This is a genomic window from Neolewinella aquimaris (genome assembly GCF_014197245.1).
Taxonomy (GTDB): domain Bacteria; phylum Bacteroidota; class Bacteroidia; order Chitinophagales; family Saprospiraceae; genus Neolewinella; species Neolewinella aquimaris.
The window spans coordinates 1-22,737 of sequence record NZ_JACIFF010000003.1; the positions used below are offsets into that span (position 1 = coordinate 1).

Consider the following 22,737-nt stretch of genomic DNA (forward strand, 5'->3'; position numbering starts at 1 on the left):
CGGCCCTGCCTTCTAGCGAAGGGCCGCCGTAACAATTTACACATTTGCCGCTAAAGAATGTGACCAGAAAAATGGACACTACAAACATAAAGGCGTTGAAAAAGCTACCCACCGCTACACCGCAGGCAATCTGCGTTAAAAAAACTACCGCACCCGATCCGCATTCGCCTTCAGAAAGCCTTCCCAGCCCGAAAACTGCTTGGCGCCGGGTACCGCGGAGCGATGCTGGTAGTAGTGGCACATGGCGGCACCGAGGGCGTCGGTCGCATCGGCGAGGTAGCGGCTGGTATCGAGGTCGAACTCATTTTCGAGCATGGCGGCCACCTGTTCCTTGCTGGCGTTGCCGTTGCCGGTGATGCTTTGCTTGATCTTGCGGGGGGCGTACTCGGTGACTTCAAGCCCCTGACCGATGGCGGCGGCCATACATACGCCCTGGGCGCGGCCGAGCTTGAGCATGGATTGGGGGTTCTTGCCGAAGAAGGGGGCTTCGATCGACATGACCGTGGGTTTGTGGTCGCGAATCACCTGGGTGAGCCGGCGGTGGATGGTCTCCAGGCGGAGGGAATGGTCGCGGAACTGCGCCAGTTTGAGCACACCGAGCTCAACGATGCGACGGCTGCGGGGATGTACCTCGACTACGGCAAACCCGAGTACCACGGTGCCGGGGTCGACACCGATAATCCGGTACACGGCCGGTTCGGGAGAGGATTTAGCGCCCAATTCAAAAAATGTTAGAGTGAGTAATTACGAAAAGAGGCAACCGTTTGCCGTAGTCGGAGATACAATACGTGAACGCAAGGTAACGGGAAAATAACGTGGCCAACAAATTTTTTGGATAAGGCCCGGGTGAAAACTATTTGGAGCTTATTCGAATCTGAAGTTTGCAAGCGGGTGCTTCTGGGCCGGAGAAGTACCTTCGCCACATGCTCCGCTCCGCCTACACCAGGTGGCTGCTGCGACTGCTCGGCGCCGTCGTGCTGGTCGCCTTCGTTTACCAGTTCGTCCGGGTGGGGGAACGGCTCGACTGGGCGGAATTCGTAAGTGCACTGGGCCGACCGGGCAACTGGCGCTACGTGGCCCTCGCCGTAGCCCTCATGCCCCTAAATTGGCTGCTGGAGGCCAAGAAATGGCAACTTCTACTACAACCCTTCGCACCCTGGTCGTACGGCAAGGTGCTGCGGGCCACCCTGGCCGGGGTGAGTGTGAGCGCCGCTACGCCCAATCGAATTGGAGAAATTGGTGGACGGCTACTGATAGCCCGTCGCTCCGAATGGTCGGCGGTGGTGGCATCCTCCCTGCTGGGCGGACTTTGCCAGTGGGTGGCCTTCTTACTCGTCGCCTGGCCGGCCCTGGTATTTACGGTGTTCACCCTGCCGGGCATCGCACAAGACTGGCCTTCCCCGTTCTGGCTGCTGCCGCTCGGTCCACTGGTGATCCTCATTGCGGGCCTGGGGGGGAAGCCGTTGTTGCTGTGGGTTGTAGACTGGACCGCACGTCGGTTTAGTCGGGATGTGAGCGAGCTGCGGGCTTCGTTGTCCGGCATTCCGTTCGGGCTTATGCTGGCGGGGAGTGGATACGCTTGTCTGCGATTTGTCGTCTACTGTACACAGCTTTATCTGCTCCTCTGGTTTTTCGGGCTGGAGTTGCCGTTGGTAAGTGGGCTGGCGGGCATCGCGGCCATCTATTTGGTGCAGGCGGGGGTGCCAATGCCCCCGGGACTCAATTTCGTCACCCGCACCGAACTCGGATTATTACTGTGGAGTGCGGACGCGGAAGCGGCGATTGCGGTACTAGCAGCATATACCGCCCTTTTCAGCGTTAACGTATTACTGCCATCCCTCCCTGGTTACTGGTTCATTATCAGAAAAAACAAAACCCCATGAATTCCCTCCTCCTGAAGTGCACTGCCCTGCTCCTGCTCCTGTTCTCGGGGAGTGGTGCCACCGACGTTGCTTCTCAGGGAATTCCCGCTGCACCCGCGTCCCCGCCCGTTGCCGACGTATGTTCCATTGAAAACAACGCCTTCCAGTCGGGCGAGAAAATCGTGTACAAGCTCTACTACAACTGGAACTTCGTGTGGCTCGCCGCCGGCGAAGTGACCTTCAAAGTGCACGACTTGCCCGACCAGTACCGGGTGACCGTGCGCGGCCGGACCTACCCCAGCTATGAATGGTTTTACAAGGTGACCGACAACTACGAGAGCTACCTCGACAAGGAAACCCTGCTTCCGAAAATTCACATCAAGGACATCCACGAAGGCGGCTACCAGCGGTACGACCGCACGACCTTTTACCAGGACGAACAGCGCATCGTGAGCTACCGCGGCCGGACCCGCAACGACACCAAGCCGAAGTACATGGATGTCGATCCCTGTATGCACGACCTGATTTCGATCGTCTACTTCGCGCGCAACCTCGATTACCAGCGGCTGCGGAAAAACGACGAGATCCCGATCAAGATCGTCATGGACCAGGAGATGCACCCCCTGAAGATCCGCTACCTCGGTCCGGAGGAAAACGTAAAAATAAAGGGGAGCGGGCGCTACAATACCCTTCGGTTCAGTCCACAACTCATCACCGGCGAGTTGTTTAAGGAGGGGGACGAGATGAAGATCTACGTCAGCGACGACAAAAACCGCATTCCCCTGATGATCGAATCGCCGGTATCGGTGGGCAGCGTAAAGGCCGTACTGCAATCCTATAATGGCCTGCGCTACCCCATGACGGCCAAAATAGAATGACATGAGCCGCATACTCCTTACCCTGCTGGTCGCCGTTCTGGCCTTCTTCCTCGGCATCGCCGCCTTCTCCGCCTGGCAGTCGCGGCAGCAGGACCAGTTGGTGCACGAGGAGGCTACCCTGCTGCTCGAGCGCGTGCGCAACGTAATGAAACTGGTGACGGTGGAAGGCGACGTAAGCGAGCTTTTTTCTTCGACCTCTTCCCGCAACGTCACCCTTTATTTGCCCCTCCCCTCGAAGTTTTCCTTCAACAAAAAGGCGACCGTGGAGGTACGCGGGACGGTATTGGTGGGCTATGACCTGGAGCAGCTCGACATCAGCATCGACCCCGATCGCCGCACCCTTACGGTGAGAAACCTACCGGAGCCCGAGATACTGGCCATCGACCACGAACTGATCTACCGCGACCTCAACGAGAGCTGGTTCAACACCTTCAGCGCGGAAGATTACAGCCGCCTCAACCAGCGCGCCAAGGAGCGCCTGCGGGACGAAGCTCTGAGTAGCGAACTAATGGCGCGGGCGCGGGAGCAGGGCAATTCCGTCCTGGAGGGCATTGCTTATTTGGCACGCAGCGCGGGGTATGAACTGGTGGTGGAGCCGGCCGAGGCTACTCCTTCAGGGTAAATTCAATGACGCCATTGCCGCCCTGTAGTCCGTACAGGTTGGTGTCGCTCAGGTTTTTGAGTACCCTTACCCGGGCGATCTCGTTGATGTCGATCGTGTTGTACAGGGAGGCGAAGCTGTTGCCCAGGATGGTGCCGTTCACGACGAACAGGGGGGTGGAATCGGAACTGAAGTTGATGTCTCCCCTGACGCGGACGGTCGCGGTAGGACCGCTTCCCTGCACCGAGACGCCCGATACTTTGCGCAAGTAAGAAGTTAGGTCAATCCCCGAAGTGGCGTCGACCTCGACCGATGAGGAACCCCGGGAGCTGCGCATCGCGTTTTCCACCCGCTTGGCGTCCGTCACTTCCCGGGGAGCGTTGCAGGAAACTACCACGAGCAGCAGCAGTACGAGCGTGCTGAGTATTGACTTAGGCATAATGGTAGTTGTGGTCATTAAATGATGAATGAATAAAGGTAGGGCTTCCCCGCACGGGCCGGGAGGGGCGGTACGGAAGGTAGCCTACATACCGTGACTTTTTTGCTTTGTAGATTGCAAGCTCCCCCATCGCCCTCCCCGTATGCAATGGAACACTACGACGCCGGTACGCTACCTGTGGCTGATGCTGGTTTCCAGTATGTTCAGCTGTGGGTTGCCGTCGGGCCCGACCCCGCTACCGGGAGTCACCACCATCGGATTCTCCCAGTGCTGCGATGATGCCTGGCGGGACGTGATGAACCGGGAGGTAGATCGCGAAGTCGGTCTCCACCCGGAGCTGGCGGTGATTCGGCGGGTAGCGCACAGTGACAACGAAGAGCAAATACGTCACATCGAGGAACTGATCGACCTGGGGGTCGATGCGTTGCTGGTATCACCCAACGAAACCGAATCCCTGTCTCCGGTCCTGGAACGTGCCTACAAAAGCGGTATTCCGGTGGTGCTCATCGATCGGAAGATCGAATCCAACCTCTATACGGCCTACATCGGGGCGGATAATTATGCGATAGGGTTCACGGCGGGACAGTACCTGGCCGGAATCTTTCCGGAGGGGGGAGACATACTGACCATCGAGTTACCCCAATTAATCTCCCCCGGCTCCGAACGCGCCCGCGGATTCGCCGACGCCATCGCCCTCGCCCCGGGGCTGCGGGTGGTGGCAACCATCGAGGAGACTGATCTGACCGTCACGGAAGCCATGCTGCGCGACTCCCTGGAGGCGTACCCAGAACTGGACATCGTGTTCGGCCATACGGACCTTCTGGCCGAGCGCGCGCACGCTATTGCGAGTGACCTGAATCGTGCGGAATCATTGTTCTTCGTCGGCATCGACGGGATCCCCGGCACCGGCCGCGGCATCGAAGCGGTGGAGGATGGTATTCTGGACGCCTCCATTCTTTATCCGACGGGGGGCGACGAGGCGATTCGGCTGCTGCTCGCGATACTGAACGACCTGCCGTACCAGAAGGAGAATACCCTGGAAACAATCGTCATCGACTCGACGAACGCTAGCATCCTGCACAATCAAATGAAGCGGGTAGACAAATTGCAGGATACGGTAGATGAGGAGATGGGCAGGCTGGAATCCCTCCGCGTGATTTACCAACACCAGCGGCTGTTCATCACTGCGCTGCTGGTCATGTTACTCATTAGCCTGGCACTGGCGGTTTCCCTGTTCCGTTCCCTGCGGTCGAAGCAAGCTGCCCTCAGCAGTGTACGCGAGAAGAACCGAGTGATCCTGGAAAACGAACGGCAACTCCACAATCTGGCGGATCAGTTGGCCGAAGCGGACGAGGATGCCTTTACCGAAGATAAACCCTTCGACGTACAGGTATTTATCGCACGTATCAACGCCCTGTTAAAGGACAGGCGGGAGGGCAGGGACAATGCTTCAGGGGATATCCCCGGCCCGGTGGAGGAGGAGGATTTGCTCGATCCGGAGGATCGTGAATTCATCCAGCGCTTCGTGGCGGCGGTCGAAGCCCACTACCCCGATTCGGGGTTCAAGGCGACGGACCTCTGTCGGGAACTCGGCCTCTCCCGCTCCCAACTCTACCGGAAGGTAAAGGCCCTGTTTCACGAGGGGGTGACGAGCTACGTCGAGCGGGTGCGGCTGGACCGGGCGGCTGAGCTGCTCCGGACAACCGATACGCCGGTGTCGGAAGTCGCCTACGCGGTCGGCTATTCCACTCCCGAATACTTCACGAAGGTGTTCAAGGCAAGATTTAACGATCCACCGTCACGGTACCGGGAAGAATTTCGTGCTTAACCCCATAAATATGGTGACCATTTGCCTGCTATGGGTGCGGTAAATCTATAAAATTGTCCCACCCCCCAAACTTATTGCACCGTAAACAGCTGACAATCAATTTTTTAAGTTAGCGCATAAATTGGGATGATATTCCAAGCACCTTGGCACGGATGTACCCGGTATATCGGTTAGGTGAATTTCATATTTGCAGTAGTATAAGTCGACTACGTGCAAAATAGCAAAATATTATTCTGGTCCATCACGGTGGCCCTGGCCGGTTTCCTCTTCGGATTCGATACCGTGGTGATATCGGGGGCGGATCTTTCCCTGCAGGCCCTGTGGCAGCAGGGGGAGATGTTTCACGGTTTTGTGATTATGGCGTCGGCTCTGTGGGGCACCGTTGTTGGCGCATTGTCCGGCGGGATACCGACGGAACGGTTGGGGCGAAAAATGACCCTTATCCTGGTCGGTATATTCTATCTCGTTTCCGCGCTGGGTTCCGCGCTGGCCGGAGATCCCTGGGTGTTTGCGGCTTTTCGCTTCGTGGGGGGCATCGGGGTGGGGGTGAGTACGATTGCCGCGCCAGCGTACATTTCCGAGATCGCTCCCGCCCGCAATCGCGGTAAGCTTGTCGCGCTCTACCAGTTTAATATTGTCTTTGGCATACTGGTCGCCTTCCTCTCTAATTACCTCCTGAGTGACCTGGGCGAGCACGCCTGGCGGTGGATGATCGGGGTGGAGGCCATACCCGCCTTCGTCTATACGGTGATGGTCTTCGGGGTCCCCCAGTCTCCGCGCTGGCTGATGATTTACCGCAACGACCGCGCGGGGGCGGAAAGGGTCCTGCAGTTGATCGATCCGGGCGGGGACGCAGGAGCAATGGTGGAGGAGATAAGCCGTGATAACGGAGCAGCGGACCATTCGGAGACCATATTCGATCCAACGTATCGCTATCCGCTGATGCTGGCCTTCCTGCTGGCCTTCTTTAATCAGTTTTCGGGCATCAATGCCTTTCTGTACTACGCCCCCCGCATTTTTTCCGAGGCGGGGCTGGAGGAGAGTTCGGCACTGCTCAGTAGCATCGGCATCGGGGCGGTGAACCTGGTTTTCACCCTCATCGGACTTTCGCTGATCGACCGGCTGGGACGCCGGCAGCTGATGTACATCGGGTCGGTTGGATACATCGTCTCGCTGAGTCTGGTCGCGCTGGCCTTTGCCCTGCAGTGGCAGGGGTGGTACGTTCCGCTCTTCCTCTTCGTATTCATTGCCGCTCACGCGATCGGTCAGGGTACCGTGATCTGGGTCTTCCTGAGCGAGATCTTTCCCAATCACCTGCGGGCGAGCGGCACCTCCTTCGGCACCTCGGTGCACTGGATACTGGCCGCGATCATTCCTTCCCTCGTGCCGGTACTGTTTACCGCCATCGGCACCGCGCCGGTGTTCGCCTTCTTCGCCCTCATGATGGTCCTCCAACTGCTGTTCGTCTGGCGGCTGATGCCCGAGACGAAGGGCGTCCCGCTGGAGGAGCTCGATCTCGTCATGCCAAACCTTCAAGCTGTTCGCTGATGAACCCCGCACCTGCGCACCCGCCCTCTCTCCACCCCGCAAGGCCCTTACTGTTAGCGGGCGCGCTCCATTCACTTATCAACTAAATCACTTATGCTATGAAACTTAAACTTTACCTCTTAATCCTGATGGTCGGCTTAGGGCAACTGCTCTACGGGCAGGAGACCGTGAGCGGAACGGTGACCGATGCTGAATCGGGGGACCCCCTTATCGGTGCGTCCGTGCTCATCGAGGGTACCACGAACGGTACCGTGACCGATCTCGACGGAAACTATACCCTGAGTATCGTACCCGAAGCGGTACTGGTATTCTCCTACACCGGATATACGACCCAAACCATTCCGTGGACGCCCGGCACGAGTGAGCTCGACGTCATGCTTTCTTCCGGAGTGCTGTTTGACGAGGTCGTCGTAACGGGCTACGCAAGCGAGCGCAAGCGGGATTTGCTGGGTGCCGTAGCCGTGATCGACCTGGAGGAGATCCAGGACGTAGCGAATCCCAACGTGATGCAGAGCATACAGGGGCGGACGGCGGGGGTCTTCGTCGACCTTTCCGGGGATCCGGGACAGGGTGCACGCGTGCAGGTACGTGGCACGAGTACGCTGAACAACAACAACCCGCTGTACATCGTCGACGGCGTGCCGATCGAACCCTTCAATACCGATGCGTTGGGTACGGGTTACGCGCAGAGCTGGGGCCTTTCGTGGCTCAACCCTAGTGACGTGGAGTCGGTACAGGTGCTGAAGGATGCTTCCTCCTCTTCCATTTACGGATCGCGGGCGTCCAACGGCGTAGTGATCATCACGACCCGCCGGCCGAAGGCCGGGGATACCAAGATAAACGTGAACGTCCGGACCAGTGTCGAAAACTGGTTCCGCTTCGATGACCTCACCAACAACCGGGAGCGGGCGATCGTCGAGTGGCAGGGAGCGGTCAACGACGGCTCCGACCCCAATGCCACCGGGGTGTACACTTACGAGTGGCACCTCGACCCTACGCTCGGCCCCGGCATTCAGGGTACGGGCGTACCGGTACTGGACCGGGTGATCTATCCCGAATGGCTCGACGAATCGGATCAGCTGCGGCCTGCCGGCTCTCCGAACAGCGTGTACGGGGGCGACATCGAGGAGGGCGTGGACTACTGGGACGAGATATCCCAGACCGGCATCATTCAGAACTATGACATTTCCTTTACCCAGGGCACCGAGCGGGGCGGGGTCATGTTCTCGGCCAACTTCTTCGATCAGAAGGGCGTGGTGATCGAGACCGGCTACGAGCGGTACGGGCTTCGCCTCAACTCCTTCCATAAGTTTCTCAACGACCGGGTGACCATCGGAGAGAACCTGGCCGTCGCCCGGGAGAGCCGGGAGATTCTGGACAACGGCTTCGGCGGCTCGGCCGAACAGGCCCCCTACCGCTACAAGAGCATCCTGCCGGTACGTACCGAAGACGGTCGTTTCTCCGGCCCTCCCGGCGGTGGATTTTCCGACCGCGACAACCCCGTAGCCCTCGCCTTTGACAACCAGGACGACCTGATCAGCAACGTGAAGATCTTCGGTAACGTCTATGCCAACATCGAGCTCCTGGACGGCCTGTTCTTCAACACCAATTTTGGGGTAGACTACGACAATATCAATACCCGCAACCTTTTCCGGACGTATTCCCGCGGCTTCCTGGCCAACAACATCGCCGAACTGACCGAGTCGCAGAATCAGTACGCCAGTTGGGTGTTCAACAATACGCTCAGCTACCAACTGGAGCGGGGCGAGAGCAACTTCAATTTCCTGGCCGGCACGGAGGCCATCGAGAGTACCCAGCGGTTTTCCTCGGCCACCGGCAAGGATTTCGCCCTAGAAACGAACGAGTACTTCCAGCTCGGCTCCGCTGCCGGCGAGCGGACCAACGACGGTGGGGAGACGGGTTTCTCGCTTTTCTCCATTTTCGGTAAGTTCAACTACTCCTACGCGAGTCGGTACCTGGCTTCCTTCACCCTGCGCCGGGATGGCTCCTCCCGCTTCGGGGCCAACAACCGCTACGCCATTTTTCCGGCCGCCTCCCTCGGCTGGCGGATCAGCGAGGAACCCTTCCTGGCAAACAACAACCTCATTTCTAACCTGAAACTGCGGTTGGCGTACGGTCAGACGGGAAACCAGTTTACCGCCAACGATGCTACCCTTGGTCTGTACCGCGCCGTGTATGCGCCACAGAATGTGATCCTGCCGTGGGGAGGGGGTTGCGCCGAGGCCGTCTGTCCGGATGCCGCGACCGCCTACGACATCGGCAATCAGGACAGCGGCATTCTTCCCTCCGGATTCCTGGCTATTCAGACCGCTAACCCCGATCTGAAGTGGGAGACCTCAACGGAGTACAACTTCGGTCTCGACTTCGGTCTGAGCAACGATGCCCTTACGGGTTCCTTCGAGGTATTTCAGAAGCAAACCGAGGACATCCTCATCGTGCCTACCGCCATTGGTGCATTTGGCGACGGTGCCCGGCGCTTCGTGAATGCCGCCGACCTCAAAACCACCGGATGGGAACTGGCGATCCAGTACAACAGCCTGGTGAAAAGTGACTTCGGCTACTCCATCGGTACGAACTTCGGCAGCTATAAGTCTACCATCACCGACCTTCCGGAAGATCTATACACCTCCTACCCCGGCAACCAGGAACAGAACATCATCGGTCAGGCGCCGAACGCCTTCTTCGGGTACCGCACCGACGGAATTTTCCAGAACGAGGCGGAAGTGGAGGCACACGCCGAACAGACCGGTAAGCGCGTGGGTGCCCTGCGCTTCGTCGACCTCAACAATGATGGGGTAATTAGCGTGCTCGACCAGGAGTACGATGATTCTCGCGGCAACGGCGTGGCGGACGTGCAATTTGGCGTCAACGTGCGCCTGGATTACAAAAACTTCGACCTGACCCTCTTCGGTTGGGGAGCCCTGGGCCGTACCGTAGCCCCCGACGTCTTCCGAATGGAGCTCGGCTCGCTCAATAACGGGGAGAATGGCGGCGTGGCCCAGTTAGACGCCTGGTCTCCGACCAATACCGGCAGCTACATTCCCGCGGTGAGCAACAGCAACCAGCCCTTCGGCTTTTCGCTGGACTATAATCTCCGCAACGGCAACTTCTTCGCCTTCCGTCAGGCCACCCTGGGCTACACCCTTGCCGAGGGTACCGGGCTCGGCGGTGTGTTTTCCAATCTACGGGTTTACCTGAGCGGCGAGAATCTGGCCTGGATCGTGGACCGCAAGGGCCCCAACCAGTTCCCCCACGTCGGCTGGCGGGTCGAGAACTCATTGGGCGGACTCTACCCGAAACCACTGCGCGTATCCCTTGGCATCAATGCCGGATTCTAAACCTAAAAAATCAACAATCATGAATCAGTCAATTCACTGGTACATCCGCATAGCTATCCTCGGCGCATTTTTCGGTCTTACCGCCTGTAGCGAGGAGTTTTTAGATTTTACGCCAACGGGCGTGGTGGCCAGCGAGGACCTGGTCGACGTACAGAGCGTCGAAAGCATGGTCGTGGCCGCCTACGCCAGCCTGGGCAACGACGGCTTGCTGGCCAATCAATTCGGTGACCTGTGGGCCTGGGGAACCACCCGATCGGACGACGGCTACAAGGGCGGCGGCGGAATTGGCGATCAGTTTCCGACGCACCAGACGGAGGTGTTCACTCTCAACAACCCCGCTAACTTTAATGCGAATTTGAACTGGAAGTGGATCTATTCGGGCATCTCCCGGATCAACGACGCCATCCGCCGCATTCAGTTGATCGACGATGCGACCTACCGGGCGGAGGCCGGTGTGGATAAGGCGCAGCGCCTGGCCGAAATGCGCTTCATTCGCGGGCACTACGAGTTCATTCTGAAGGTGCTCTATAAATATCCGGTATTCGTTACCGAAGATGTTCCCAAGGCCGAAGTCATCGAAATTTCCAACCGGGAATTAAGCGACCAGGAAGGATGGGCGTACATCGCGGCCGAATTCAGGGACGGGGTAAACAACCTTCCCGACACCCAGTCCGACGAGGGACGCCCCACCCGCAACGCCGCCCGGGCGTACCTCGCCAAAGTGCTGCTCTACAAGGCTTACGTGCAGAACGATCAGCACCAGGTGACCGAAATCAACACTGCCGAGCTCCAGGAGGTGGTCTCACTGATCGAGGCCATCGAAGGGACCGGTGAGTATGCCCTTTTCGACGACTACGCCAAGAACTTTCTCTGGGAGTTCGAGAGTGGCGTGGAGTCGGTGTGGGCCGTGATGCGCTCCATCAACGACGGTTCCAATCAGGGGAGAGGTAATTTCTCTACCGGCCTTACCTCTTCGCTGGGTCCCGGCTACGGCTGCTGCTCCTTTAACCAGCCGTCGCAGAATCTCGCAAATGCCTACAAGACCGACGAGGACGGTCTGCCGCTGTTCGATAGTTTCAATACGGGAAGCCAGATCAAGACGATCGACGATACCAAGGCCAATCCCCTGGACCCCAGAATCGCGCATACGATCGGTATCATCGGCATGCCCTTCAAGTACGATCCTACCCGCATCTACGACGAATCTTACGCCAGGGTACCGGGAGTATACGGCTTTAAGCTCGGCATGAAGGACCAGGAGTTGCCCTCCTCCCCCGCCTTCCGGCAGTACGAGGCGTTCTTCAGCATTGCCCGCAACACCGATCAGATACGGTGGGCGGAAGTACTACTCTGGAAAGCCGAGGCCCTGATCGAGCTTAACCGGATGGACGAGGCCCTGCCGATCATCAATCGCATCCGCCAGCGGGCCATTTCTTCGGAGAGCCTATCGCGCATCGCGGATGTCGACGGCAATCCTACGGGAGACTGGACGGTTGGCGAGTACAGCACGCTCGGCGACCAGGAAAACGCCCGTCGAATCCTGCGCATGGAGCGTCGGTTGGAGCTTGCCTTCGAGTCGAAGCGCTTCTTTGATCTGGTGCGGTGGGGCATCGCCGCAGAAACCCTTAACGCGTACTTCGACGAGGAGCGCGATCGGGTAGCCCACCTGACGGATGCCCGGTTTACCGCCGGCCGCGATGAGTACCTGGCCATTCCCCAGGAGCAAATCACGATCTCCAAGGGGCTTTACGTTCAGAACCCCGGGTATAACTAGGCAGAATTAATGTTTTATGATCGTTTCGTGGACCGGGAGGATCAGCAACAATCCTCCCGTCCGCTTTTTGTCCCAACCAATTGCTGCATGAATCATTTATCCGCACTTATTATTCTGTTGTTTGGCTTACTCCCTACCGCCTCGGCCCAACCCTTCACTCAGGTAAACCTCGCTGCGGGCCTCGGGCACATTTCCGACAACAACGGGGTTGCGGTGGCCGACTACGACCGGGACGGGGATGAGGACATTTTCCTGACCGGTTACCACAGCTTCGTTGAGGGGGCGGACTCCACCTGGAACCGCCTCATGCGCAACGAGGGCGACGGCACCTTTACGGACGTAACCGTCGGGGCGGGATTCGCCGATCAGTTTGTAAATACGCTCGTGCGGGCTTCCCTCGGTGAAAAAATGGGGGCTTCGTGGGGCGATTACGACAACGATGGGTATCCCGACATTTACCTCAGCAATAGCCGCAAGGATCAGCTGTACCGCAACAACGGCGACGGCACCTTTACCGACGTAAGTGTCTCTGCCTATCTGGCGGGCTGCGATGATTGCTACAGCAGCGGCGCGCTCTGGTTCGATCACGACCGCGATGGTGATCTGGACCTCTACGTAAGCGTGCTCAACGGCCCGAACCTCAGCTACGAAAATCTGGGTGACGGCACCTTTAAGGTGATGAACAGCCACCCGCTGCTCTTCGGATCGAATATCACCTGGACCACTGCGGCCCTCGACATTGGCAAGGATGGTTTTCTGGACCTTTACCTCGCCAACGATACGGAAGCCAACCAGTGTTACGCAAACGTTTCCGGCGTGCATTACAACGAAACCGGACTGGCTTACCGCGTCGCCGACGAGGGCGCCGGCATGGGCATCGCGATCGGGGACTACAACAACGACGGCGAATTCGATATCTACGTTACCAATATCTACAATCACCATCCCAATCCCCTCTACCGGAACACCGGCAACCGCAGGTACGAAGACGTTGCGGAGCAGCTTGGTGTGGATAACACCGGTTGGGGTTGGGGCGTCCAGTTTTTCGACAGCGATCACGATGGCGACGAGGATCTTCTTGCCGTAAACGGACCGGTCAGCAAGCAGTACATCAAGGGGATCGAGCAACCGGAGGAACCGCACTACTTCTTTCGCAATACCCTCATCGAAACCGGTAGGGAAGGCTTCGTGGATCAGGCGGCGGAGACCGGTCTGGACCGCCTGGAACGCGCGCGGGGGCTGGAGGTATTCGACTACGACAACGACGGCGACCTGGATGTGCTCATCGCGAACGTAGAGTCTACGCCCTTTCTCTTTCGCAACGATCTGGTCAATGAAGGGGACAAGAACTGGCTACAGGTCAGACTAGAGGGTACGAAAAGCAACCGCAGTGCTTACGGCACCGAAGTTCGTATCAAGGCCGGCGGTCAGACGCTTTACCGCTGGCACCACGGCACCGGCTTTTTCGCCCAGAGCCTGAAACCCGTTCACTTCGGAATTGGTGCGGCCACCGTGATCGAAGAACTGCAGGTGACCTGGCTATCGGGAGAGGTGGAAACGTTTTACGATATTTCCGCTAACCAGACCATCAGCCTCACGGAAGGTGCCGCGCTTACGGATTTAGGGGAAGACCGAAACGGATCCCGGTTGTCAGGTATCACCCCCTATCCTAATCCATTCCGCAAGGAAGTGGCCCTGGAATTTGAATTGCCCGCCGGTACCGAACTTACCCTGGAACTATTCTCCGCTTCCGGACGGCGGATCCGCAGCACCCGGGAAACCATTCCCGGCTCCGGCACGCTACTAACCACCTGGAATGCGGGCAGTCAACCTGCCGGCGTTTACCGATACCGGGCGACGACCGACGACGGGATCATCAGCGGTACCATTATAAAAACGGAGTAATCCCTGCTCAAGCTAATTCACATGAAAGACATTTTTACCCTCTTCCCCACCCTCCTGCTGCTCGGGCTATTCGCCTGCGGGCCAACCGCGCCCTCCGAATTGGATGGGACTATGCCCGATGCCAACCAGCCGACCGCTGAATACAACGAACAGCACCGGCCGCAGGTACACTTCTCTCCACCCACCCAGTGGATGAATGATCCGAATGGGATGGTGTACCTAGATGGGGAGTATCACCTCTTCTATCAGCACTACCCCGACAGCAACGTGTGGGGACCGATGCACTGGGGACACGCCGTGAGCGAGGACCTCGTGCACTGGGAGAACTTGCCCATCGCGCTCTACCCCGATTCCCTGGGCTGGATCTTCTCGGGCAGCGCGGTGGTGGACCACGGCAACACCAGCGGATTGGGGGAGGACGGGAAGGACCCGCTGATAGCCATCTTCACCTACCACAACGACAAGCTCGAAAAGGAGGGGCGCAACGATTTTCAGTACCAGGGCATCGCCTACAGCAACGACCGTGGCCGGAGCTGGACGAAATATGCCGGAAATCCAGTCGTACCGAATACCCAACCCATCCGGGATTTTCGGGATCCGAAGGTGATCTGGGACGAGGAACGCAGTCGCTGGCTGATGGTCTTCGCGGCCCAGGATCACGTGATGCTGTGGAGTAGCGACAACCTGATCGACTGGGAGCACCTCAGTGATTTTGGAACGGAGATCGGCGCACACGGCGGCGTCTGGGAGTGTCCCGATTTTTTCCCGATACAGGTGGAAGGATCGGAGGCGACTAAGTGGGTGTTGCTCCTGAGCATCAACCCCGGCGGCCCGAACGGGGGGTCCGCGACCCAGTATTTCGTGGGGGAATTCGACGGGACCGACTTCACCCTCGATCCGGACTTCGCCGAAGATCTGCAGAATACCGAGGCCATATGGCTGGATTACGGCCGCGACAACTACGCCGGCGTCACCTGGTCGGATGTACCGGAGGCCGACGGGCGTCGCATCTTCATAGGTTGGATGAGCAACTGGGATTATGCCCGCGACGTACCCACGACGGTCTGGCGCAGTGCCATGACGGTACCCAGGAAACTGGAACTGCACCGGGTGCCGGAAGGACTACGGGTCTTTTCTAACCCCGTCCGCGAACTCACCGAACTCCGGACCGTGGAAAACACGCTGCGTGCGGGAACTTTCTCCGAAAGCGTTGCGCTGGAGACGATCATCGATTCCGGCTCGGATCCCATTAGCGGTGCCGGTCACGACGCCTACGAGCTGATCCTGGAATTCGAGTTAGTGGGTGACGACCAACTTCCCTTCGGAGTGGAACTGGCCAATGGGCAGGGAGAGACGTACCGGGTGGGCTACGATCCGGCGCGGAAGGAGTTCTTCAGCGACCGGACGAAGAGCGGGAAGAATGATTTTTCGGAAAAATTTGCCGCCGAAATTACCCGGGCACCGCGGCTGGGAGATGCGAAAACCTTGCGCATGCACCTCATCTTCGATCGGGCATCGGCCGAACTGTTTGCCGACGGGGGAGCTACGGTGATCACCGACATCTTCTTCCCCACCGAGCAGTTCGATCAAATCAGCTTATTCGGGGAGGGAAGCAAACTGATTGGTGGTAGTGCCTATGCACTGAGCAGCATCTGGGCCGAGCCCATGTAGGTTTGCTCCTTTGGAAAAGACCTTGCACCTGCGTACCCGCCCAAAACCCTACCTTCGCGCTCCCGAAGGCCTGCGCTCGTATGCAGGTCTAAAAAATGAAGCCCCTGATGATCAACATCACCCTCCCCGACGGCAGCGTACGTGAATTCGAAGCCGGCAGCAGCGCCATGGACGTGGCCCAGAGCATCAGCGCCGGCCTGGCCCGTAACGTGATCAGCGCCCGCGTCAACGGCACCATCATCGATGCCGACCGCCCCATTGAGCAAGATGCGACCGTAGAATTGCTGACCTGGAACGACCAGGGCGGTAAGGAAACCTTCTGGCACTCAACCGCCCACCTGATGGCCGAGGCCCTGGAGGAACTGTATCCCGGCGTCAAACTCGGTATCGGCCCCGCCGTGGAGAATGGATTCTACTACGACATTGATACCGGTGACCGGTCCATCAGCTCGGAAGACCTGCCCCGGATCGAGGAAAAGATGCTGGAACTCGCCCGCCGGAAGGTGGAGTACGTGCGTAAGGACATCAGCAAGGCCGATGCGATCGCTTACTTCACCGAAAAGGAGGACCCCTATAAACTCGAGCTGCTCGACCGACTGCAGGATGGCACCATCACGTTCTATACTCAGGGAAACTTCACCGACCTCTGCCGCGGTCCCCACATCGCCAACAGCGGTTCGATCAAAGCTATCAAGCTGATGAAGGTGGCGGGTGCCTACTGGCTGGGCGACGAAAAGCGCAAGCAGCTTACCCGCATCTACGGCATTTCCTTTCCAAAGGCCAAGGAGCTGAAGGAGTACCTGGAGATGCTGGAGGAAGCCAAGAAACGCGACCACCGCAAGCTCGGTCAGGAACTTGAGCTCTTTATGTTCAGCGAAAAGGTGGGTGCCGGTCTGCCCATGTGGCTGCCGAAGGGCACCCAGCTCCGGGAGCGGCTGGTCAACTACCTGAAGGATCGCCAGGAGAATGCCGGCTACCAGCAGGTGACCACGCCCCACATCGGGAAAAAGGAACTTTACGTAACCAGCGGCCACTGGGACAAGTACGGGGCCGACAGTTTTCAGCCCATCAAGACCCCCCGCGAGGGAGAGGAATTTATGCTGAAGCCGATGAACTGTCCGCACCACTGCGAGATGTACAAGTTCCGTCCACGGAGCTACCGGGAACTGCCGCTGCGCCTGGCCGAATTCGGTACCGTATACCGCTACGAGCAGACCGGCGAGCTGCACGGACTGAGTCGGGTACGCGGATTTACCCAGGACGACGCCCACATTTTCTGCATGCCCGAGCAGGTGAAGGGGGAATTTCTGGCGGTAGTGGATATCGTGCGCGAGGTGCTCGGTATGATTGGCTTCGACGACGTCACCGCCCAAATTTCCCTGCGCGACCCCGCTACCCCCGAGAAGTACATCGGCTCGGAGAAGAACTGGGAGAGTGCCGAACAGGCCATCATCGACGCCTGTGCCGAGATCGACATGAAAACGGTGAAGGTCTACGGCGAGGCGGCCTTTTACGGTCCGAAACTCGACTTTATGGTCCGGGATGCCCTCGGTCGCCAGTGGCAGCTCGGTACCGTACAGGTCGACTATAACCTACCCGACCGCTTCGAACTGGAGTACATCGGGGCCGACAATCAGCCGCACCGGCCCGTGATGATCCACCGTGCGCCCTTCGGCTCCCTGGAACGCTTCACGAGCATCCTGATCGAGCATACGGGGGGCAAATTTCCGTTGTGGCTCACGCCGGAGCAGATCACCCTCCTGCCCATCAGCGAGAAATTTAACGACTACTCCCAGCAGGTGCTCGCCGAACTGGCCAAGCACGACATCCGCGGCTCCGTCGACGACCGCAACGAGACCATCGGCCGCAAGATCCGGGATACGGAGCTTAAGCGGACTCCCTTTATGCTCATCGTAGGTGAGAAGGAAGCGGAAAGCGGGCAAGTAGCCGTGCGGGTGCAGGGTGAAGGTGACCGTGGGGCGATGACGGTGGGGGAGTTTGTGGAGTTTTTTCGGGGGGAGTTGTAGGGTCGCTGCGCGATAAGGTTTGAAACGCAGATTTGAACGGATTAGGGCACAGATTTTCGCGGATTTAGGTTGGGGCGTTGGACGCTGAGGGGGAGGTCGCTGCGTGACGGGGGGTTGAAACGCAGATTTAAGCGGATTGCTTCGCGGATTTTCGCAGATTCAGGCGATGGGTTGCATGTAGGGATGGGGTCGCTGCGCGACGGGGTTGAAACGCAGATTTAGACGGATTGCTTCGCAGATGCTCGCAGATTTAAGTCGGGGTGTGGCTCGCAGAAATGGGGTCGCTGCGCGACGGGGATGGAAACGCAGATTTGGACGGATTGCTTCGCAGATTTTCGCAGATTCACGGTGGAGGCATAGTATGCTGGGAGGGGGTCGCTGCGCGACGGATTTTTGGAACGCGGATTTGGATGGATTAGGGCACAGATTTTCGCGGATTTTGTGCTTTAATTGGTTTAAGACAAGTCCGATCGGGGTGAGCTATCACGTGCGGTAGCCAAATTAAATATTGTAAGTGGTAAATTGTAAACTGTAAATTCTATCGCAAAGGAACCTATCACGTGCGGTAGCCAAATTTTAAATTGAATATTGCAAATTGTAAATCCCTTCGCGAAGCGACCTATCACGTGCGGCAGCTAAATTTTAAATTGTATATTAAATATTGTAAATGGTAAATCCTCACCTCCCCTCAAACACCCGCCGCTTCCCGTAGTAATTGTAGAAAAATACCACTCCCGTGGCGACGCCCTTGATGAGCCATTCGCGGGTGCCCAGTAGGGGGAAGCGGTGGAGGCCGTAGACGATGGAGGCGTCGAGCAGGAGGCCGCCGAGGCTGACGAGCATGCTGAGGGCGAAGGCGGAGCGCAGGGAGCGGCGGAGCTCGAAGACGAAGTAGCGCTGGAGGAAGAAGTTGAGGACGACGCTGCTGGAATAGGCCAGGGTGGTGGCCGGCAGGGGCGGTAGGTAGCGATCGACCAGGAGGAGGTACAGGCCGTAGTTGATGCCGGTGGCGACCAGTCCGGTGAGGGCGAAGGGGAGCTTTTTCCAGCCGGAGCGCCAGACTTTACGGACCGTGCGCTTCACCCTTCCTGTGCGATCTCGGCGATGCGTAGGGTACGGAAGTAGTCCCGGATTTCGATCCAGTTCGCGAAACGGGGGTAGCCGCCGTCGTCCAGTACGTTGTGGCTGGCGGTGAAGAGCAGGCCCTGTCCGTTGAAGGTGTTGAGGTTGCTGACCTTGTCGTCGATCATGTAGTCGCCGTGCACGATGCTCTTGTTGCCGCAGAAGACGATCCTTTCCCAGTGAATGAAGGGCATGTGCTCCTCGAGCCACTCCCACTTGTCGGTGAAGCAGTTCTTGAATTCGGTAGCGGCGGTGACGATGTATACTTCGTAGTTGTCGTACAGTTCCTTAACTACTTCTGCCGCGTCCTTCATGATGGGGAGGTGGCGGAAGAACCCCGGCTGGTGTAGTTCGTCGCGCATGGCCTCGATTCCGGGCAGTTCGTATATCTTCTTACCGTAGTACTCCTGAGGATCGACCTTGCGGCCGTAGTGTTCTTCGAATAGTTGGTGGTACCGCTGGTAGTTATCTACCATGACCTCGTCCATATCGATGCAAATGCGCATTCCTTCTTATTTGTAGACTGGTTTACTGTTCCACGCGCGTGATTCCGATGGGCTTTTCGGCATCGTAGCCGCCTTCGCCGAGTTCCTTGTAGGCGGGTTCCACTTCGTGGTAGTCGGGTTTTTTCCCGGTCTTGATGCGGGTTACACTGACGCGGCCGCGGTTGAGCAAGACGATCAGGGAGGGCAGCAGGAGTAAGAGAACCACCGTCGCCGCCAGGAGTCCGAAGGCTACCGATACAGCCATGGGGATGAGGAACTGCGCCTGCCGGCTCTTCTCGAGCAACAGGGGAGCGAGGCCCGCAAAGGTCGTAAGGGAGGTGAGCAGGATCGGCCGGAAACGGCTGCGACCGGCGTCGTTGAGGGCATCCATCATGGACATGCCGCTGCGCAGGTTGTCGTTGTAGGTGGAGATGAATACGAGGCCGTCGTTGACGATGATACCGACCAGCGCGATGATGCCCAGACCGGAAAAGAGGGAAATGGGTTTGCCCATCAGCCAGTGCCCGAAAATTACTCCGATCAACCCGAAGGGCAGTAGCGAAAATAGAACCGCCGCCTGTCCCATAGACCGGAAGGTGAGTGCTACGACGAAGAACATCAGTCCCAGCACTACGGGGAGAACGATCTTGAGCGAACTGAACGTCTTCATCTGGTCGCGCACCTGGCCGTCGGCTACGGTCGACACGCCGGGATACTTGGCCAGTACCCTAGGGATAATTTCGTCGGTAACCAGCGCATTGAGGTCGGTGACCGATACGTTATTGGTGGCTACGTCGGCCTCTACCTTCACCTCCCGCTGTCCGTTGGTGTGGTTGATGGAGATGACGCCCCGCTGGGGTTCGAGGTTGACGATTTCGGAGATCGGGTACTGACTGCCGTCCGGAAGCCGCACACGCATATTGTTCAGATCGGCGAGGCTGCGCCGGCTGTCTTCCCCGTACCGCAGCCACACGCGGACCTGGTCTTCCCCCCGCTGGAGGCGCTGGGCCTCGGATCCGAAGAAGGCGGAACGCACCTGTCCGACGATGTCCTGCAGGTCCAGTCCCAGGTACCGGGCCTTGTCCTTTAGGGTGATGTTTATCTCTCGCAGACCCTCCTGGTCGCTGTCGATCACGTCGGTAAGTTCGGCCATTTGTTCCAGCTCCGCCTTGACGTCGGCGGTGGCCTTTTCCAGTTCCTCGATCTCGCTACCGACCAGGCTCACGCTCACCGGCTTACCGAAGAAGGAGTTGCCTCCGTAGCTGAGAATTTCGGCTTCCTCTACCGGTCCGACCTCCTCCCGAATGGCGTTCTGTACGTCGCGCAGCGCCACGTCACCCCGGTCCTCACCGGGCAGTAGGGCTACCGTAACGTTGCCCTGGTAAGTGGTGGGACCTATTTTTACTTCGATGCGCTCCACAATTTCGCGCCCGTCACCGAACACCTCGGCGCTCATGCGCTCGTTGACCCGTTTGGCGGCGGCTTCGATATCATCCAGGATGAGCTGCGTCCTATCCTGTGGCGTACCGGCCGGCAGCTGCAGGGTGATGGCTACGTCGTCGCGCTCGATGGTCGGAAACACCGTAGTCAGCACGAAACCTCCGCTTACCAGTCCGAAGCTCAGAAAAAGGACCGCCAGACAAATGGACAGCGTGAGAAACTTGAACCGCATGGTCCAGTCCAGCACCGGGGCGTACATCCGATCCCGCATGAAATTCATCATCTGGTCGAACTTGCGCTGTACGGCGTTGGGCTTTACGTTCGGATCCAGGGCTTTGGAGTGGGAGATGTGGGTCGGTAGAATGATCGCACCCTCCACAAGGGAGAAGATCAGCGAAAAGATCACCACGATGGCCATTTCCTGGAAGATGTCACCGAGCCGCCCGTCGATGAAGAAAAAGCTGGAAAAGGCGATAACGGTGGTGAGGATGGCCGCGAACACCGCTCCGAGAACATCCAACGTCCCGTTCAGGGCGGCCTTTGTGCGGGGCAGTCCCTTTTCGTGGTAACTGTAGATGTTCTCCCCGATCACGATGCCGTCGTCGACCAGGATACCGATCACGATGATCATGCCGAAAAGGGAAATGACGTTCAGGGTGATATCCAGCGCACTGGCTATGATGAACATGCCGGCAAAACTGATCGGGATGGAGAGCGCCACCCAGAAGGCCAGCCGCCAGTGCAAAAAGACAGCCAGCAGGAGCGCCACGATCAGGAATCCCTGAATGCCGTTGGTCTGCAGGGTGTTCATCCTCTGCCGCAGCGTAATGCTCGCGTCGCTGACTACGGTAGCCTGTATCGTAGGGTTCGCCGCATTGAAATCCTCCAGGTATTCTTTCACCTTGTCGGTGATGGAGAGCATGTCCTCTTCCAGGGTATTCTGTACGTTGACGCTTACGCTGGGCTTGCCGTCCAGGTAAGCCCGGTTCGGCTGGTCGGCCCAGCGGTCGCGAATGGTGGCCACCTGACTGAGGCGAACCGTACCGCCATCGGGCGTGGTTTTTACGACGATGTCCTTTAGTCCGTCGGCAAAGTATTCCTTGTTCCGGGCCCGCAGCAGCAACTCTTCCTTGAGCCCCTTCACCGTGCCTCCGGTAATGTCCACATTGGTGCGCTGAACGGCGCTGGCCGCCTCCTGGAAGGTCAATCCGTAGGCCTGCAGATCCGCTTCCCGAAAGGCGATCTCGATCTCCTCGTCGGGAAATCCGGAAAGCTCTACTTTGGAAATGCCGTCGATTGCCAGCAGGTCGTCTTCTACCTGTCGGGCCGCCACCTTGAGTGCGTTCAGGTTTACCCCTTCACCGGTAAGGGCAAAGGAGATAGCCCGGCCCAGTTGCTCCCGCTTGTAGATGACGGGCGGTTCCATTCCTACCGGAAAGCTGCTTACGCGATCGACCTCGTTCTTCACGTCCTGCAGGATCACGTCCGTATCGTAGCCCTTGAGCACCTCGACCGTGATGGTTCCGCTGTTTTCGGAACTCACGCTGGTGTAGCGCTCGACCCCGGTCAGTCCCTTGAGGTTTTCCTCGATCTTATTGACGATGCCCTCTTCCACTTCCTCCGGACTGGCCCCGGGATAGATGACCTGAATGAAGATCTCCCGACTCGGCGTTTCCGGGAAAAAGGTCGACTTCATCTGCAGCAGGCTCAGCCCGCCCATCAGCAGCAGACCGAACATCAACAGGTTGGCCGCTACCGGATACTTGATGAAGTAGTTGATAAATCCTTTCATGTCGGT

The 22,737-nt window shown here is 58.3% G+C and carries 15 protein-coding genes; 10 read left to right on the plus strand and 5 right to left on the minus strand.

Annotated elements, in window-relative coordinates:
- Positions 1-144 precede the first annotated feature (144 nt).
- Positions 145-720 (minus strand): crossover junction endodeoxyribonuclease RuvC, encoded by a 576-nt coding sequence (gene ruvC, locus GGR28_RS06755; protein WP_183494993.1) that lies wholly within the window; start codon positions 718-720, stop codon positions 145-147.
- Positions 721-923: 203 nt separating this feature from the next.
- On the opposite strand from ruvC, the gene GGR28_RS06760 reads away from it, so the two are divergent.
- Genes GGR28_RS06760 through GGR28_RS06770 form a run of 3 tightly spaced genes read left to right on the plus strand, consistent with a single transcriptional unit; the run spans position 924 to position 3,362 of the window.
- On the plus strand, positions 924-1,883 hold the full coding sequence (locus GGR28_RS06760) for a lysylphosphatidylglycerol synthase transmembrane domain-containing protein (protein ID WP_183494994.1): 960 nt from the start codon (positions 924-926) through the stop codon (positions 1,881-1,883).
- Positions 1,880-2,740 (plus strand): DUF3108 domain-containing protein, encoded by an 861-nt coding sequence (locus tag GGR28_RS06765; protein WP_183494995.1) that lies wholly within the window; start codon positions 1,880-1,882, stop codon positions 2,738-2,740. Before GGR28_RS06760 ends, GGR28_RS06765 begins: the two co-directional genes overlap by 4 nt.
- A 1-nt stretch (position 2,741) precedes the next feature.
- Positions 2,742-3,362: a DUF4230 domain-containing protein gene (locus tag GGR28_RS06770; protein ID WP_183494996.1), complete on the plus strand. Its 621-nt coding sequence runs from the start codon at positions 2,742-2,744 to the stop codon at positions 3,360-3,362.
- Here the strand turns inward: GGR28_RS06770 and GGR28_RS06775 are convergent.
- Positions 3,346-3,780, minus strand: coding sequence for a TonB-dependent receptor plug domain-containing protein (locus tag GGR28_RS06775; protein WP_183494997.1), 435 nt, complete (start codon positions 3,778-3,780; stop codon positions 3,346-3,348). The genes GGR28_RS06770 and GGR28_RS06775 overlap by 17 nt on opposite strands.
- Before the next feature lie 142 nt (positions 3,781-3,922).
- Here GGR28_RS06775 and GGR28_RS06780 point away from each other — a divergent pair, with 142 nt between their 5' ends.
- From GGR28_RS06780 to thrS, 7 genes are all read left to right on the plus strand, one after another.
- Entirely contained in the window at positions 3,923-5,608 is a 1,686-nt protein-coding gene (locus tag GGR28_RS06780; protein WP_183494998.1) for a substrate-binding domain-containing protein, read from the plus strand.
- 210 nt (positions 5,609-5,818) lie between these two features.
- Entirely contained in the window at positions 5,819-7,156 is a 1,338-nt protein-coding gene (locus GGR28_RS06785; protein ID WP_183494999.1) for a sugar porter family MFS transporter, read from the plus strand.
- Between the two features lie 98 nt (positions 7,157-7,254).
- The gene (locus tag GGR28_RS06790; protein ID WP_183495000.1) at positions 7,255-10,515 is read left to right on the plus strand and encodes a SusC/RagA family TonB-linked outer membrane protein; all 3,261 of its coding nucleotides are present in this window, start codon (positions 7,255-7,257) and stop codon (positions 10,513-10,515) included.
- Positions 10,516-10,534: 19 nt separating this feature from the next.
- Complete coding sequence (locus GGR28_RS06795) at positions 10,535-12,289, plus strand: RagB/SusD family nutrient uptake outer membrane protein (protein ID WP_183495001.1); 1,755 nt, start codon at positions 10,535-10,537, stop codon at positions 12,287-12,289.
- Between the two features lie 87 nt (positions 12,290-12,376).
- Entirely contained in the window at positions 12,377-14,194 is a 1,818-nt protein-coding gene (locus GGR28_RS06800; protein ID WP_183495002.1) for an FG-GAP-like repeat-containing protein, read from the plus strand.
- Positions 14,195-14,215: 21 nt separating this feature from the next.
- Positions 14,216-15,865 carry a glycoside hydrolase family 32 protein gene (locus tag GGR28_RS06805; RefSeq protein ID WP_183495003.1) on the plus strand — a complete coding sequence of 550 codons (1,650 nt, stop codon included), beginning with the start codon at positions 14,216-14,218 and terminating at the stop codon, positions 15,863-15,865.
- 95 nt (positions 15,866-15,960) lie between these two features.
- Positions 15,961-17,892 (plus strand): threonine--tRNA ligase, encoded by a 1,932-nt coding sequence (thrS, locus tag GGR28_RS06810; RefSeq protein WP_246416460.1) that lies wholly within the window; start codon positions 15,961-15,963, stop codon positions 17,890-17,892.
- Between the two features lie 678 nt (positions 17,893-18,570).
- Here the strand turns inward: thrS and GGR28_RS19180 are convergent.
- The 3 genes from GGR28_RS19180 to GGR28_RS06825 are packed head-to-tail and all read right to left on the minus strand — an operon-like array spanning position 18,571 to position 22,731.
- On the minus strand, positions 18,571-18,975 hold the full coding sequence (locus GGR28_RS19180) for a GtrA family protein (protein WP_183495004.1): 405 nt from the start codon (positions 18,973-18,975) through the stop codon (positions 18,571-18,573).
- Positions 18,972-19,520: a 5' nucleotidase, NT5C type gene (locus GGR28_RS06820; RefSeq protein ID WP_183495005.1), complete on the minus strand. Its 549-nt coding sequence runs from the start codon at positions 19,518-19,520 to the stop codon at positions 18,972-18,974. The genes GGR28_RS19180 and GGR28_RS06820 overlap by 4 nt, the downstream gene beginning before the upstream one ends.
- A gap of 22 nt (positions 19,521-19,542) precedes the next feature.
- Positions 19,543-22,731, minus strand: a complete 3,189-nt coding sequence (locus GGR28_RS06825; protein ID WP_183495006.1) for an efflux RND transporter permease subunit — start codon at positions 22,729-22,731, stop codon at positions 19,543-19,545.
- Between the last annotated feature and the right edge of the window lie 6 nt (positions 22,732-22,737).

Bases quoted from the DNA above. Each gene is read 5' to 3' on its own strand.
- GGR28_RS06820 (WP_183495005.1), bottom strand. From the start codon at position 19,520: ATGCGCATTTGCATCGATATGGACGAGGTCATGGTAGATAACTACCAG.
- GGR28_RS06765 (WP_183494995.1), top strand. From the start codon at position 1,880: ATGAATTCCCTCCTCCTGAAGTGCACTGCCCTGCTCCTGCTCCTGTTC.
- GGR28_RS06780 (WP_183494998.1), top strand. From the start codon at position 3,923: ATGCAATGGAACACTACGACGCCGGTACGCTACCTGTGGCTGATGCTG.
- GGR28_RS06760 (WP_183494994.1), top strand. From the start codon at position 924: ATGCTCCGCTCCGCCTACACCAGGTGGCTGCTGCGACTGCTCGGCGCC.
- GGR28_RS06825 (WP_183495006.1), bottom strand. From the start codon at position 22,731: ATGAAAGGATTTATCAACTACTTCATCAAGTATCCGGTAGCGGCCAAC.
- GGR28_RS06800 (WP_183495002.1), top strand. From the start codon at position 12,377: ATGAATCATTTATCCGCACTTATTATTCTGTTGTTTGGCTTACTCCCT.
- GGR28_RS06770 (WP_183494996.1), top strand. From the start codon at position 2,742: ATGAGCCGCATACTCCTTACCCTGCTGGTCGCCGTTCTGGCCTTCTTC.
- GGR28_RS06790 (WP_183495000.1), top strand. From the start codon at position 7,255: ATGAAACTTAAACTTTACCTCTTAATCCTGATGGTCGGCTTAGGGCAA.
- thrS (WP_246416460.1), top strand. From the start codon at position 15,961: ATGAAGCCCCTGATGATCAACATCACCCTCCCCGACGGCAGCGTACGT.
- GGR28_RS06775 (WP_183494997.1), bottom strand. From the start codon at position 3,780: ATGCCTAAGTCAATACTCAGCACGCTCGTACTGCTGCTGCTCGTGGTA.
- GGR28_RS06795 (WP_183495001.1), top strand. From the start codon at position 10,535: ATGAATCAGTCAATTCACTGGTACATCCGCATAGCTATCCTCGGCGCA.
- GGR28_RS06805 (WP_183495003.1), top strand. From the start codon at position 14,216: ATGAAAGACATTTTTACCCTCTTCCCCACCCTCCTGCTGCTCGGGCTA.